Source organism: Streptomyces sp. NPDC006335 (genome assembly GCF_040612795.1).
Taxonomy (GTDB): Bacteria; Actinomycetota; Actinomycetes; order Streptomycetales; family Streptomycetaceae; genus Streptomyces.
The window spans coordinates 650,974-664,479 of sequence record NZ_JBEXQX010000003.1; the positions used below are offsets into that span (position 1 = coordinate 650,974).

General features: G+C 69.6%; 11 protein-coding genes. 6 read left to right on the plus strand and 5 right to left on the minus strand.

Annotation, left to right across the window (positions count from 1 at the left end; all coding sequences use genetic code 11):
* Positions 1–230 precede the first annotated feature (230 nt).
* Both ABZ098_RS13665 and ABZ098_RS13670 read left to right on the plus strand, forming a co-directional pair.
* Positions 231–1,709, plus strand: coding sequence for a cellulose binding domain-containing protein (locus ABZ098_RS13665; protein WP_356590434.1), 1,479 nt, complete (start codon positions 231–233; stop codon positions 1,707–1,709).
* A 66-nt stretch (positions 1,710–1,775) separates the two neighbouring features.
* Positions 1,776–3,482: a glycoside hydrolase family 6 protein gene (locus tag ABZ098_RS13670; protein ID WP_356590436.1), complete on the plus strand. Its 1,707-nt coding sequence runs from the start codon at positions 1,776–1,778 to the stop codon at positions 3,480–3,482.
* Positions 3,483–3,515: 33 nt separating this feature from the next.
* Here the strand turns inward: ABZ098_RS13670 and ABZ098_RS13675 are convergent, their stop codons facing one another.
* A complete protein-coding gene (locus ABZ098_RS13675) occupies positions 3,516–4,289 on the minus strand; it encodes a phytanoyl-CoA dioxygenase family protein (protein ID WP_356590438.1) in 774 nt (257 codons plus the stop codon).
* 148 nt (positions 4,290–4,437) lie between these two features.
* Here ABZ098_RS13675 and ABZ098_RS13680 point away from each other — a divergent pair, with 148 nt between their 5' ends.
* A complete protein-coding gene (locus tag ABZ098_RS13680; RefSeq protein ID WP_356590440.1) occupies positions 4,438–5,325 on the plus strand; it encodes a methyltransferase domain-containing protein in 888 nt (295 codons plus the stop codon).
* 153 nt (positions 5,326–5,478) lie between these two features.
* Positions 5,479–6,180: an SDR family oxidoreductase gene (locus ABZ098_RS13685; RefSeq protein WP_356590442.1), complete on the plus strand. Its 702-nt coding sequence runs from the start codon at positions 5,479–5,481 to the stop codon at positions 6,178–6,180.
* 79 nt (positions 6,181–6,259) lie between these two features.
* Here the strand turns inward: ABZ098_RS13685 and ABZ098_RS13690 are convergent, their stop codons facing one another.
* A complete protein-coding gene (locus ABZ098_RS13690) occupies positions 6,260–7,096 on the minus strand; it encodes an aldo/keto reductase (RefSeq protein WP_356590444.1) in 837 nt (278 codons plus the stop codon).
* A 202-nt stretch (positions 7,097–7,298) separates the two neighbouring features.
* On the opposite strand from ABZ098_RS13690, the gene ABZ098_RS13695 reads away from it, so the two are divergent.
* Positions 7,299–8,099, plus strand: a complete 801-nt coding sequence (locus ABZ098_RS13695; RefSeq protein ID WP_356590446.1) for a heparin lyase I family protein — start codon at positions 7,299–7,301, stop codon at positions 8,097–8,099.
* Positions 8,100–8,107: 8 nt separating this feature from the next.
* Here ABZ098_RS13695 and ABZ098_RS13700 read toward each other — a convergent pair whose 3' ends face one another.
* A complete protein-coding gene (locus tag ABZ098_RS13700) occupies positions 8,108–9,934 on the minus strand; it encodes an AMP-dependent synthetase/ligase (RefSeq protein ID WP_356590448.1) in 1,827 nt (608 codons plus the stop codon).
* Positions 9,935–10,267: 333 nt separating this feature from the next.
* Positions 10,268–11,131: a LysR substrate-binding domain-containing protein gene (locus tag ABZ098_RS13705; RefSeq protein WP_356590450.1), complete on the minus strand. Its 864-nt coding sequence runs from the start codon at positions 11,129–11,131 to the stop codon at positions 10,268–10,270.
* A 182-nt stretch (positions 11,132–11,313) separates the two neighbouring features.
* On the opposite strand from ABZ098_RS13705, the gene ABZ098_RS13710 reads away from it, so the two are divergent.
* The gene (locus ABZ098_RS13710; protein ID WP_356590544.1) at positions 11,314–12,339 is read left to right on the plus strand and encodes a bile acid:sodium symporter family protein; all 1,026 of its coding nucleotides are present in this window, start codon (positions 11,314–11,316) and stop codon (positions 12,337–12,339) included.
* Here the strand turns inward: ABZ098_RS13710 and ABZ098_RS13715 are convergent.
* Positions 12,275–13,501, minus strand: a complete 1,227-nt coding sequence (locus ABZ098_RS13715; RefSeq protein ID WP_356590452.1) for a DUF4185 domain-containing protein — start codon at positions 13,499–13,501, stop codon at positions 12,275–12,277. The two genes, ABZ098_RS13710 and ABZ098_RS13715, sit on opposite strands and share 65 nt — an antisense overlap.
* Between the last annotated feature and the right edge of the window lie 5 nt (positions 13,502–13,506).

Genomic DNA, 13,506 nt, shown 5'->3' on the forward strand with positions numbered 1-13,506 from the left:
TCGGAGAAGTCAAGGCTTGAACCAGTGGGAGCGCTCCCATAGTGAGGACGAGTGTTCAAGGGGTCAAGGTGCTTGAAGAGTCGAAAAGATTCGACGAACGGGGCTTCGGAAAAGTCAAGTGACCCCCCTGTTCTTTGCCGTCACTTGGCGCTACCTTCCTTGACACCAGTGGGAGCGGTTCCATCAGTCGACGCGTCCGTAACGGCGCGCTGAGCTGCAAGGAGTCGCTCATGCGACACCCTCCGCGTTCAGTACTTTTAGCCGTTGCCGGCGCGGTCGCCCTTCTTGGGTCCGTGACGGTTCCGGTGGTCACGGCGTCCGGCGCCGCCCCTGCCTGCTCGGTGGAGTACACCGTCACCAGCCAGTGGGACAGCGGCTTCCAGGGTTCCGTGCGCATCACCAACAACACGGCCGCCGTGAGCAGTTGGAGCCTCACTTTCGACTTCGCCGGCGGCCAGAAGCTCACCCAGGGCTGGAACGCGAAATGGTCCCAGTCCGGTACGACGGTCACCGCGGCCAACGAGAGCTACAACGGCTCCCTGGCCACCGGGGCGAGCGTCAGCGCCGGATTCATCGCGTCCCGGTCCGGGAGCAACGCCGTACCGACCTCGTTCAAGCTCAACGGCACCGCCTGCAACACGGACAGCGAACCCACACCGGAGCCCACGGACCCGCCGTCGGACCCCGGTGACAGCACACCCCCCGCTCTGCGCGTGTCCGGCAACAAGCTCGTCGACGCCGGCGGCGTCACCCGCCGTCTGCTCGGTGTGAACCGGTCCGGTGGCGAGTTCATGTGCGTCCAGGGCCGCGGCATCTTCGACGGCCCGGTCGACGACGCCTCCGTCAAGGCGATCGCCGACTGGAAGGCCAACACGGTCCGCATTCCCCTCAACGAGGAGTGCTGGCTGGGCCTGTCCAACATCAACCCGGCCTACGCCGGGGCGAACTACGTCAACGCCGTCAAGGACCTGGTCGCCAAGGTCAAGGCCCACGGCATGACACCCGTGGTCGAACTCCACTGGACCTACGGGCAGTACACCGGCAACTCCGCCGGCTGCTCCGACGTGCACGCCAGCTGCCAGAAGCCGATGCCCGACATGCAGTACACGCCCTCCTTCTGGGCGTCGGTGGCCGACACCTTCAAGAACGACCGCACCGTCGTCTTCGACCTGTTCAACGAGCCCTACCCGGACCGCGCCACCTCCACGACCACCCAGGCGTGGCAGTGCTGGCGGGACGGCGGCACCTGCCCGGGCATCGGGTACCAGGTCGCCGGTATGCAGGATCTCGTCGACAGCGTCCGGGGCACCGGCGCGACCAACCTGATCCTGGCCGGCGGTATCGCCTACTCGAACGACCTCAGCCAGTGGCTGACGTACAAGCCGACCGACCCGGCGGGCAATCTCGCCGCCGCCTGGCACGTGTACAACTTCAACAGCTGCGCCAACGAGAGCTGCTGGAACTCCACGCTCGCCCCGGTGGCCGCCCAAGTCCCCCTCGTGGCGGGGGAGATCGGCGAGAACACCTGCGCGCACGGCTTCATCGACCAGGTCATGAAGTGGTTCGACAGCCGTGGCCTGTCGTACCTCGGCTGGACCTGGAACACCTGGGACTGCTCCTCCGGACCGTCCCTGATCAGCAGCTACGACGGCACACCCACAGCGTTCGGCACGGGGCTGCGTGACCATCTGCGCGCCCTGACCGGATAGCACCCGCTCAACGGACAGCACCCGCTCAACGGACAACTCCCGCGAACGAGAAGGAAACCCGCACTCATGAGTCGTACGAGAACAGCGCTCCTCGCTGCCCTGGCGCTCGTCGCCGGGGCCTCCGGGACCGCGCTCGCCGTGGCCCCCGGGGACGTGGGCCTCGCCGCCGTCCCCTGCACCGTGGACTACAAGGTGCAGAACCAGTGGGACACCGGCTTCACCGCCGCCGTAACGATCACCAACAACAGCGCCGCCAAGTCGAGTTGGTCGCTGAAGTGGTCGTACGCCGGAAACCAGAAGGTCACCAGCTTCTGGAACTCCAAGATCAGCCAGAGCGGCACCGCCGTCACCGCCGCCAACGAGAGCTACAACGGCACGCTCGCCACCGGCGGTTCGACCAGCTTCGGCTTCCAGGGCACCTACAGCGGCACCAACGCCGTCCCGACCACCTTCACCCTCGACGGGGTGACCTGCAACGTCGACGGCGGTACCGGTCCCACGGACCCGGGCCCCGGGACCGGCAGCCGGGTGGACAACCCGTACGCCGGCGCCAAGGTGTACGTGAACCCGGAGTGGTCGGCGAAGGCCGCCGCCGAGCCGGGCGGCAGCCGGATCTCCAACCAGCCCACCGCGGTGTGGCTGGACCGCACCGCCGCCATCAACGGTGTCAACGGTGGCATGGGAGTGCGCGCCCATCTCGACGAGGCGCTGCGGCAGAAGGGCTCGGGCGAACTCGTCGTCCAGTTCGTGATCTACAACCTGCCCGGGCGGGACTGCTCCGCCCTCGCCTCCAACGGTGAGCTCGGCCCGACGGAGATCGACAAGTACAAGACGCAGTACATCGACCCGATCGCCGCGATCTTCGCCGACCCCAAGTACGCCTCGCTGCGGATCGTCACCACGGTCGAGATCGACTCGCTGCCCAACCTCGTCACCAACACCGGCAGCCGTCCGACGGCCACCCCGCAGTGCGACGTCATGAAGGCCAACGGCAACTACCAGAAGGGCGTGGGATACGCCCTCAACAAGCTCGGTGACGTGCCCAACGTCTACAACTACATCGACGCGGGACACCACGGCTGGCTCGGCTGGGACGACAACTTCGCCCCCAGCGCGGCCATCATGAAGGAGGCGGCCACCACCGAGGGCGCCACCGTCAACGACGTCCACGGGTTCATCACCAACACGGCCAACTACAGCGCCCTGAAGGAGAACAACTTCACCATCAACGACTCCGTGGGCGGCAAGTCCGTGCGGGAGTCCAAGTGGGTCGACTGGAACCGGTACACCGACGAGCTGTCGTACGCCCAGGCGTTCCGGAACCAGCTGGTGTCGGTCGGCTTCAACTCCGGCATCGGCATGCTGATCGACACCTCCCGCAACGGCTGGGGCGGCACCGCCCGGCCCGCCGGCCCGGGACCGATGACCGACGTCGACGCGTACGTCAACGGCGGCCGCTACGACCGCCGTATCCACGTCGGAAACTGGTGCAACCAGTCCGGAGCCGGCCTCGGTGAGCGTCCGAAGGCGGCCCCCGCCGCAGGGATCGACGCATACGTGTGGGTGAAGCCTCCGGGCGAGTCCGACGGGGCCAGCTCCGCGATCCCGAACGACGAGGGCAAGGGCTTCGACCGGATGTGCGACCCGACCTACACGGGCAACCCGCGCAACGGGAACAACATGTCCGGCGCGCTGCCGAACGCCCCGCTGTCGGGGCACTGGTTCTCCGCGCAATTCCAGGAGCTCATGAAGAACGCGTACCCGGCGCTGTAACTCCGCCGAGCGCGACACCCCGCCGGGGCCCGGTCACTCTCTGGCCAGGCCCCGGCGGATCGCGAACTCCACCGCCGAGTGGTCGCCGTCCGGCCGGTCCAACGCGTACGGCTCCGCCGGGAGCAGCGGCGGCTGTGCCATGAAGCGGGGGTTCGTGCCGTGGTGGGGCTGGGCCGCGTGGACCAGGAAGGGGTGGCAGAGGTAGACGTCCCCGGGGCTGCCGGTGGCGTGGGCCAGCGGGCGGTGCGCCGAGGCCTCGGCGACCTTGGGGCCCAACTCCAGGAAGGACGCGCCCTGTTCGCCGTACGGCTCCAGGACCGGGGGGACGTCGAGATGCGAGCCCACCCGGATGCGGGTCGGGGCGTCGGTCTCGGTGACCTCGCTGAACAGGAACAGCATCAGCAGGGCGCGGTCCCTGGACCGCAGATTGGTGTGGTACATGCCGGCGGGCGCGCCCTCGGGGAGGTAGCTGCCTTCGATGTGCCAGCCCGCGTCGTCGGGCTCCTCCGCGTGCGGAAACCGCAACGGGAAACTGCCCAGGGAGTAGCGGGGCTGCCAGCGGTTCTCGCCCACCAGCAGGTCGAACGCCTCGTGCAGGACCGGTGTGTTGGCGGCCGCCGCGAACGGGCCCTGTGCCATTGCGGCCACCCAGACCACCGGGTCCTTCCAGGAGGCCGGATCCTCACGGTCGTAGCCCGTCTCCCGCCACAGCAGCGACGCGCAGTGCTGGGCGACACGGGGCGGGAAGGCGCCCTCGATCCTCACGAATCCGTCCTCGAGGAAGCGTTCCACCAGTTCGTCGTCCATGGGGTCATCGTCGAGGACCGGCCGGGGCGGGCGCACCCCATTTTCTTTGCGTCCCCATTGCCCTGTTTTTTGCTGTCGTGGCAACATCTCTGGCGTCTTCGCGGTGCGTCGACGCACGCTGGCCGCATCCTGAGGAGAGGCTGGCACCATGGCGCACGATCACGACACCCACGCTCCCCACCACCACGACCACAGCGACATCGACTGGTCCGGGATGGCCGCGCATCTGGAGACCCAGGCGGAGCTGTTCACGCCCCTGTACGAGCGGGCCCTGGCCTGGCTCGGGCACAAGCAGACCGAGCCGGGGCTGGTCGTCGACGCGGGCAGTGGACCCGGAGTGCTGTCCTGCCTGCTCGCCGAGGCCTTCCCGGGGGCCCGCGTGGTCGCCGTCGACGGGGCCGAGCCCTTGCTGGAGCGGGCGCGGGCCCGGGCCGAGCGGCTAGGTGTCGCCGATCGCTTCGGCACCCTCACCGGTGAACTGCCCGGAGTCCTCGACGACTTGGACTACCCCGTCGACCTGCTCTGGGCCAGCCGGAGCCTGCACCACCTCGGGGACCAGCGGGCGGGGATCGCCGCGTTCGCCTCACGGCTGGCGCGGGGCGGCACGCTGGCGTTGATGGAGGGCGGACTGCCCGCGCGTTTCCTGCCCCGGGACATCGGGATCGGGCGGCCCGGGTTGCAGGCGCGGCTCGACGCGCTGGAGGAGGAGTGGTTCGCGAACATGCGCGCGGATCTGCCCGGCTCCGTCTCCGAGACCGAGGACTGGCCCGCCCTGATGGCCTCCGCCGGCCTGCGGCACACCGGGACGCGCAGCTTCATGCTGGACCTTCCGGCCCCGACGACCGATCGGGCCCGTGCATACATCGCCGGATGGCTCGGGCGGCTGCGGGACGGGTTCGGGGAGCGGCTGGACCCGGACGACCGCCACACCCTCGACCGGCTCCTCGATCCCGCGGACACGGCGAGCGTGCATCAGCGGGCGGATGTGTTCGTGCTGGCGGTGCACACGGTCCATACGGCGGTGCGGACCGGTTGAGGGCGCCCGGGGACGTGCCGCTTCGTGTCCCGTGCCTGACCCACCCGGCGGCTTCGGAGCCTGCGCCGGACCTGCGGCCCTTGACTTCGAGAACGCTCCAACTGATGTACTCCCCGGTGTTCACGAGATGACAGAAACACACAGGGGGAAGTCATGTCCGACTCACCGGTCGCGCTCATCACCGGCGGCGGCAGCGGTATCGGCGCCGCGGTCGCGCGGCAACTGCTCGACGCGGGGCACCGGGTCGCCGTCACCGGGCGGGGCGAGCCGCGCCTGAGGGCCTTCGCCGAGGAACTGGGCGACCCGAAGGGGCTGTTGACCTTCGTCGGCAACGCCGCCGAGTACGACGACGTCAAGGCCGCGGTCGACGGCACGCTGAAGGAGTTCGGCCGACTGGACACGGTCGTCGCCAACGCCGGCTTCGCCACCCATGACACCGTGGCCACGGGGGACCCCTCCGGCTGGACCGAGATGGTGCTGACCAACGTGCTCGGCCCCGCCCTCCTCGTCCGCGCCTCCATCGACGCGCTCAAGGAGACCCGCGGCCGGATCGTCCTGGTCGGCAGCGTCGCCGGGTTCATCCACGGGCCGGGCAACATCTACGGGGCGACGAAGTGGGCGGTGACCGGGCTCGCCGAGAACACCCGTCGTGAGGTCACCGAGTTCGGCGTCGGCGTCACCCTGGTCGCCCCGGGCCGTGTGGAGACGCCGTTCTGGGACGCCTACGGCAGCCTGCCGCCGGGCCACCTGCTCACCGCCGACCAGATCGCCGCCTCGGTCGTGTGGGCCGTACGGCAGCCGGAGGGCGTCGACGTCAACACCGTGGTCGTACGGCCGATCGGGCAGCCCGTCTGACGCGTGGGGCGCCGCACGTACGACGGCCGGCGGCGGGACCCGAATCCTGGGGCCCGCCGCCGGCCGAACCGCTGTTCCGTCAGGCGGCGTTGAACGTCGTCGGGTCCGGGCCGAGGCGCCGGTCCTCGTTGAGCGCGCTGATCGCCGCCAGGTCCTCGTCGTCCAGGCTGAAGTCGAAGACCTCGATGTTCTCCTTGATCCGGGACGGGGTCACGGACTTGGGGATCACGACGTTGCCGAGCTGGAGGTGCCAGCGCAGCACGATCTGGGCCGGGGTGCGGCCGTGCTTCCGGGCGATGGCCACGACGGCCGGGACCTCCAGGAGGCCCTTGCCGGAGCCGAGCGGCGACCATGCCTCGGTGGCGATGCCCTGCTCCGCGTGGTACTCGCGCGCCGCCTGCTGCTGCAGGTGCGGGTGCAGCTCGATCTGGTCGACGGCCGGGACGACGGACGTCTCGGCGATCAGCCGCTTCAGGTGGTCGGGTTCGAAGTTGGAGACGCCGATGGCCCGGATCCGGCCGTCCGCGTGCAGCTTCTCGAACGCCTTGTAGCTGTCGACGTACAGGTCGCGGGAGGGCGTCGGCCAGTGGATCAGGTACAGGTCCACGTAGTCCAGACCGAGCTTGCCCAGCGAGGTGTCGAAAGCGCGCAGGGTCGAGTCGTAGCCCTGGTCGCTGTTCCAGAGCTTGGTGGTGACGAAGATGTCCTCGCGGGCCACTCCGGAAGCGGCGATGGCCTTTCCGGTGCCCGCTTCATTGCCGTAGATCGCCGCTGTGTCGATGCTGCGGTACCCGGCCTCGAGCGCGGTGGCGACGGCGCGCTCGGCCTCGTCGTCCGGCACCTGCCAGACGCCGAAACCGAGCTGGGGCATCTCGACGCCGTTGTTGAGGATGATCGGGGGGACCTTGCTGCTCACGAGCTCTTGATCCTTACGGTTGTCGTCAGGTGGTACTCCCATCGTCAACGATCACGAGCCGTGATGCATTCCTGACCGGAGAATCCATTCGGTCTCTTTGGTCCGGACCATTGACCGGCCAACTGCCCTGACGCGACTCTGGATTGCGTCACTGAACGTCGTGCATGAATGTGAACACTCCCTCTGTGAGGTGATGTATGTCATGAGCACATCCAGAAGGGCCCTGCTGGGCGCCGCCCTCGCCGGTGCGGCGGGAGCCGCGGCCGGTTTGCCCACCGCCGCGTCCACCGCCATCGCCGCGCCCGCCGCCTCCTGGCAGCAGAAGTGGGCACCGACCGCGAGCGGCGACGGCCTCGGTGCCTTCGAGACGGTCGAGGACGACCGCGCCGACTCGCACCCCGGCGGACAGCCCCACATCCACGCCACCGGCAACAACTGGCGCTTCGACATCCACATGGCCGACCGCGACACCTCGACCGACCGTCAGCGCCAGGAGGTCACCGGGCTGCGCACCAGCGGCAGCAGCTACCTGAAGTGGACCCAGGGCCAGACCTGGCGGGTCACCTACTCGATGTACATCCCGAGCTCGCTGAAGGCGACCACCAGCTTCACGCACATCATGCAGATGAAGCAGCCGGGCACCGGCACCTCGCCGATCGTCGTGCAGTCCCTGCGCCGGGTGAACGGGGCGCAGACCATCGAACTGAAGCTGTTCGACAGCGACACCCTCGTGGGCCGTACCAGCCTCGACCCGCTGCACGACAAGTGGACCGACGTCGACTTCCAGATCAAGGTGGGCAACGGCTCGGCGGGCTCGGTCCGCTGGATCCTCAAGTCCGGCGGCTCGACGGTGATCGACGCGTCGAAGACCGGCGTGGACACCTTCCTCGCCGATCGGGTGCGCCCCAAGTGGGGCATCTACCGCTCCCTGGGCGACACCTCCGGGTCCCTCCAGGACACCTATCTCCTGCTGACGAACCTGCGCGGCTACCAGCTCGTCTGAGGCGGGAGTCAGGCCCGGTACAGCGCCTCGACCTCGTTCGCGTACGCCGTCTCGATCGCCTTGCGCTTCAGCTTCAGCGACGGCGTGAGCAGCCCGTGCTCCTCGGTGAAGGGCTGGGCGAGGATACGGAAGGTGCGGATCGACTCGGCCTGCGAGACCAGGGTGTTGGCGGCGACCACCGCCCGCCGCACCTCGGTCTCCAGGTCGGCGTCGCGCACCAACTGGGCCGGGGCCATCCGGGGCTTGTCGCGCATCCCCAGCCAGTGCTCGACGGCCTCCTGGTCGAGGGTGACCAGGGCGGCGATGTACGGCCGGTCGTTGCCCACGACGATGCACTGCGAGACCAGCGGATGGTCGCGCACCCGCTCCTCCAGCACGCCGGGGGAGACGCTCTTGCCGCCGGAGGTGACGAGGATCTCCTTCTTGCGGCCGGTGATGGTGAGGTAGCCGTCCTCGTCCAGGGAGCCGAGGTCACCGGTCGCGAGCCAACCGTCGTGCAGCGCCTCGTCGGTGGCCTTGTCGTTGTTCAGGTAGCCCTGGAAGACGTTGGGGCCGTACAGCCAGATCTCGCCGTCGTCCGCGATGTGCACGGTCATGCCGGGGATGGGCTGGCCGACCGTGCCGTAGCGGGTGCGCTCGGGCGGGTTGGCGGTGGCGGCCGCCGTCGTCTCGGTGAGGCCGTACCCCTCGTAGATGTGCACGCCGGCGCCGGCGAAGAACAGCCCCAGCTTGCGGTCCATGGCCGAACCGCCGGTCATGGCCTGCTTGATGCGGCCGCCCATCGCCGCCCGCATCTTGGCGTACACGAGCTTGTCGAAGAGCTGATGCTGCATCCGCAGCCCCGCCGACGGGCCGGGACCGAGACCCCAGGCCTTGGCCTCCATGGCCTCGGCGTACTTCACCGCCACGTCGACGGCCTTCTCGAACGGCCCGGCCTTGCCCTCCTTCTCGGCCTTGCGGCGGGAGGCGTTGAAGACCTTCTCGAAGATGTACGGCACCCCGAGGAAGAAGGTCGGCTTGAACGCGGCGAGGTCCGGCAGCAGGGCGGCCGCGTTCATCTGCGGCTGGTGGCCGAAGCGGACCCCGCCACGGATCGCCGCGACCTGCACCATCCGCCCGAAGACGTGCGCGAGCGGCAGGAACAGCAGGGTCGCCGCCTCGTCGCCCTTCTTGGAGTGGAACACCGGCTCCCAGCGCTCGATGACGGTGTCCGCCTCGAACATGAAGTTGCCGTGAGTGATGACACAGCCCTTGGGGCGGCCGGTCGTGCCCGAGGTGTAGATGATCGTCGCGACCGAGTCCGGGGTGACCGCCTGCCGGTGCCGGTGCACCACGTCGTCCTCGATGGCGGCGCCCGCGTCGTACAGCTCCTGCACCGCGCCGGAGTCCAGCTGCCAGAGCCGGTGCAGCCGCGGCAGCCGGTCGATGACGGTGGCGATCGTCATCGCGTGGTCCTCGTGCTCCACGATCGCGGCCGTGCACTCGGCGTCGTACAGCGCCCAGAAGCACTGCTCGGCGGAGGAGGTCGGGTAGACCGGCACGACCTGTGCGCCGATCGTCCACAGCGCGAAGTCGAAGAGCGTCCACTCGTAGCGGGTACGGGACATGATCGCGACCCGGTCGCCGAAGCGGATGCCCTGGGCGAGCAGTCCCTTGGCGAGGGCCAGGACCTCGTCACGGAACTCCGCGGAGGTCACGTCCCGCCACTGTCCGTTGTCGTCCTTGCGGCCGAGGGCGATGTGCACGGGGTCGTTCTGGGCATGCTCGAAGACGACGTCGGCCAGTCCGCCCACCGGGGGTGCCAACGCCAACGGAGGGTTGGTGAACTCGCGCAAACCCCGCTCCCCGCTCTCCCTGGCGCTCAGTGAAGCTCCGCACAGCGCCGTGAAAGCTACCCCACCCCGACATCGGGCGGGAGGGGGGTCGAAGCCGAGGGGTGCTCACGTATGGCCTGGTCAGTACCGGAAAATACCCTCACATGGGGAAGGGTCGGACAGAAAACTGACGGTTGAGTAAGTTTCTACGCCGCAATCTCCACTGAATCTGTACGTCCCGATTACGGCTCACCACCTAGGTGAAACGATTGTCCACGCGGTGGGGTCCTCTCTTCCCTCAGCGTCAACGGCCCGGGATGTGTCACTCCGGTCCGCCTGTCCGGCTCGGCGGGCTCACCGCCGGTGCAGTCGGTCTCCGCCGGCGAGGATCGCTGAGGTCAGCGCGTCGGCTGCCTCCTGGGCGGCGGTCCGGCGGCGGCCGTGGACCAGGACGAAGTCCACGCGCCCGAGCTCGGGCAGCCCGAACCGGTCGGGCACCTCCACCAGCCCCGGTGGCACCAACCCCCGGGAGTGCGCCATCACCCCCAGGCCGGCCCGCGCCGCGGCGATCAGGCCGTTGAGGCTGCCGCTGGTGCACACGATCCGCCACTCCCGCCCCTGCCGCTCCAGGGCCTCCAGAGCCAGCGTCCGCGTGATGCCCGGCGGCGGATAGACGATCAGCGGCACCGCGCGGTCCCCGTCCAGGCGGAGCCGCTCCGCGCCGATCCACTCCAGCCGGTCGTGCCACACCAGCTCCCCCCGGGGATCCTCGGGCCGCCGCTTGGCGAGCACGAGGTCCAGCTTCCCGGCGGCCAGCTGCTCGTGCAGGGTGCCCGACAGCTCGACCGTCAGCTCCAGGTCCACCTCGGGATGGTCGTACCGGAAGCCCTCCAGGATCTCCGGCAGCCGCGTCAGCACGAAGTCCTCCGACGCCCCGAACCGCAGCCGCCCCCGCAGGCGCGTGCCGGTGAAGAACGCCGTCGCCTGGTCGTGCACCTCCAGGATCCGCCGGGCGAACCCCAGCATGGCCTCGCCGTCCTCCGTCAGTTCCACGGAGTGGGTGTCCCGGGTGAACAGCTGCCGCCCGGCGGCGTCCTCCAGACGCCGTACGTGCTGGCTCACGGTCGACTGGCGCAGCCCCAGCCGCCGGGCGGCCTGGGTGAAGCTCAGGGTCTGCGCCACCGCCAGGAACGTACGCAACTGCGACGGGTCGTACATGGCGCCAGGTTATCGCGGAACGTGATGACAGTCAGAGTGGTATGCGGGATTCCCGATCAAGGAGTGAAGGAGGACGATGGAGGGGGACCCTCCGACCTGAGGGAGGCGTCCTTCATGACCCCGTACCGCAGTCGAACACGAGCAAGTGGAGCACCGTGAAGCGCCTGAAGTGGCCGGCCTGGATGCCGGTCGACCCGTACATCCTGTTGCTGCTCGGCACGGTGGGTCTCGCGGCCCTCGTACCGGCGCGCGGGACCACCGCGGACGTGGCCTCCGGAGCCTCCACGGCGGCGATCGCCTTCCTCTTCTTCCTGTACGGCGCCCGACTGTCCACCCGCGAGGCCCTGGACGGCCTCAAGCACTGGCGCCTCCACGTCACCGTCCTCGCCTGCACGTTCGTGATCTTCCCGCTGCTCGGTCTCGCCGCCCGCGGACTGGTCCCGGTGTTCCTGACGGACCCCCTCTACCAGGGTCTGCTCTTCCTCACCCTCGTCCCCTCCACCATCCAGTCCTCGATCGCCTTCACCTCGATCGCCCGCGGCAACGTGCCCGCGGCGATCTGCGCCGGCTCCTTCTCCTCCCTGGTCGGCATCGTCATCACCCCGCTCCTCGCCGCCGCCCTGCTCGGCAGCAGCGGCGGCGGGTTCTCGGCGGACTCGCTCCTGGAGATCGTGCTCCAATTGCTCGTGCCGTTCGTGGCGGGCCAGTTGACGCGCCGCTGGATCGGCGGCTTCATCACCCGCCACAAGAAGATCCTCGGCCTCGTCGACCGCGGATCGATCCTGCTGGTCGTCTACACCGCGTTCAGCGAGGGCATGGTCCAGGGCATCTGGCACCAGGTGAGCCCGCTCAGGCTCGGCGGACTCATGATCGTCGAGGCCGTCCTGCTCGCCGTGATGCTCGCCCTGAGCTGGTACGGCGCCAAGGCGCTGCGCTTCAACCGCGAGGACCGGATCGCCATCCAGTTCGCGGGCTCGAAGAAGTCACTCGCCTCCGGACTCCCCATGGCCAGCGTCCTGTTCGGCGCGCACGCCTCGCTCGCCGTGCTTCCGCTGATGCTCTTCCACCAGATGCAGTTGATGGTCTGCGCGGTGATCGCCAAGCGCCGCTCGCACGACCCCGTCGTCGAGGAGGGCCGGGAGGTCAGCGCCCGGGAGTCAGCCGCAGCGTCACGAAGCGCGGTCGGTACAGCGACACGTTCCGGTTGAGCTGGGCCGAAGCGACCGCCGTCTCCAGCCAGTTGACGTCGTAGCTGAGCACCAGCCGCCCCCCGCCGCTGAGTTCGAGGTGCGCCTGCGGGTTGTAGGCGGCGACCTGACCGGAGGGCAGGGCCGGGGTGAAGTCCCGCTCCGGACCGTGCCACGGTCCGGTGGGGGAGCAGGCCCAGTACGAGGTCACGGCCGCGAGCCCCTTCGTCCCCGCGGCCATGGTGAACAGCACGTACGTCCCGTCCTGCCGTACGACGGAGAAGGCGCTGCCCACCCCGGTGCGCCGCCCGTCCCCGAGCACCGGGCGCGGGCGGGTACCGGTCGTCCACGCCGAGCCGTCCCAGTACTCCCAGGCGCCCGGCTCGGCGAGAGCGCCCCTCGGCACCCGGGCCACGTACGCCGAGGAGGCGGAACGGGACGCGGCCTGGCCGTCGTCGCCGCCGAAGACGTACGTCCACTCGCCGTCCTCGACCAGCGTGGTCCCGAACAGCACCCGCCGGGACGGGTCCTCGACCCGCTGCTGGTCGAGGGTCTTCGTGATCGACTGGACGCGCAGGTCGGGCAGGGAGAGCGTGGCGACCTCGGTGGCGGTCGGGACGCCGTAGATCCAGGGGAACTGGCCGGCTGTGCGCATCCACAGCAGCACTCTCAGGACCTGCTCGTCCGAGCCGGGGGAGCGGGGCTCGACGCGGGCCGCGACCGGCCAGCGCCACTGGTTGGGGCCGGGGTCCGGGAACAGGGGCGCGGGGAGGGTGCCCTCCAGGCGGCCGTCGCGCATCAGCACCGCCGAGTTGCGCACCAGGGGCGCGGTGGTGTCGCGCCAGGCGTGCGACTCGCCGAACGGGTTGGGCGGGCCGTACACCTGGCCCAGGTAGGTGTCGGAGAACAGCCACAGCAGCCGCCCGTCGGGCAGCCGCACCGAATGGGTGCCGTCGCCGCCGGTCCAGTCGTCGCTGCGGGCGCCGTCGTCGCCGTAGCGGGCGAACTCGCCGGTGAGGCGGTCGTCCGCGGACCAGGACCCGACGGTGAGCGGTGCGCAGTCACCGGCGTTCCGCCCGCCGCCGTCCGGGAGGGCGGTGAGCAGCACGGCTCCCAGCACCAGCGCCAGCAGCAGCCCGACGCCGGTGCCGGTTCGCTGTCGTGCTCGTGCGTCCTCGGGCACGGTTG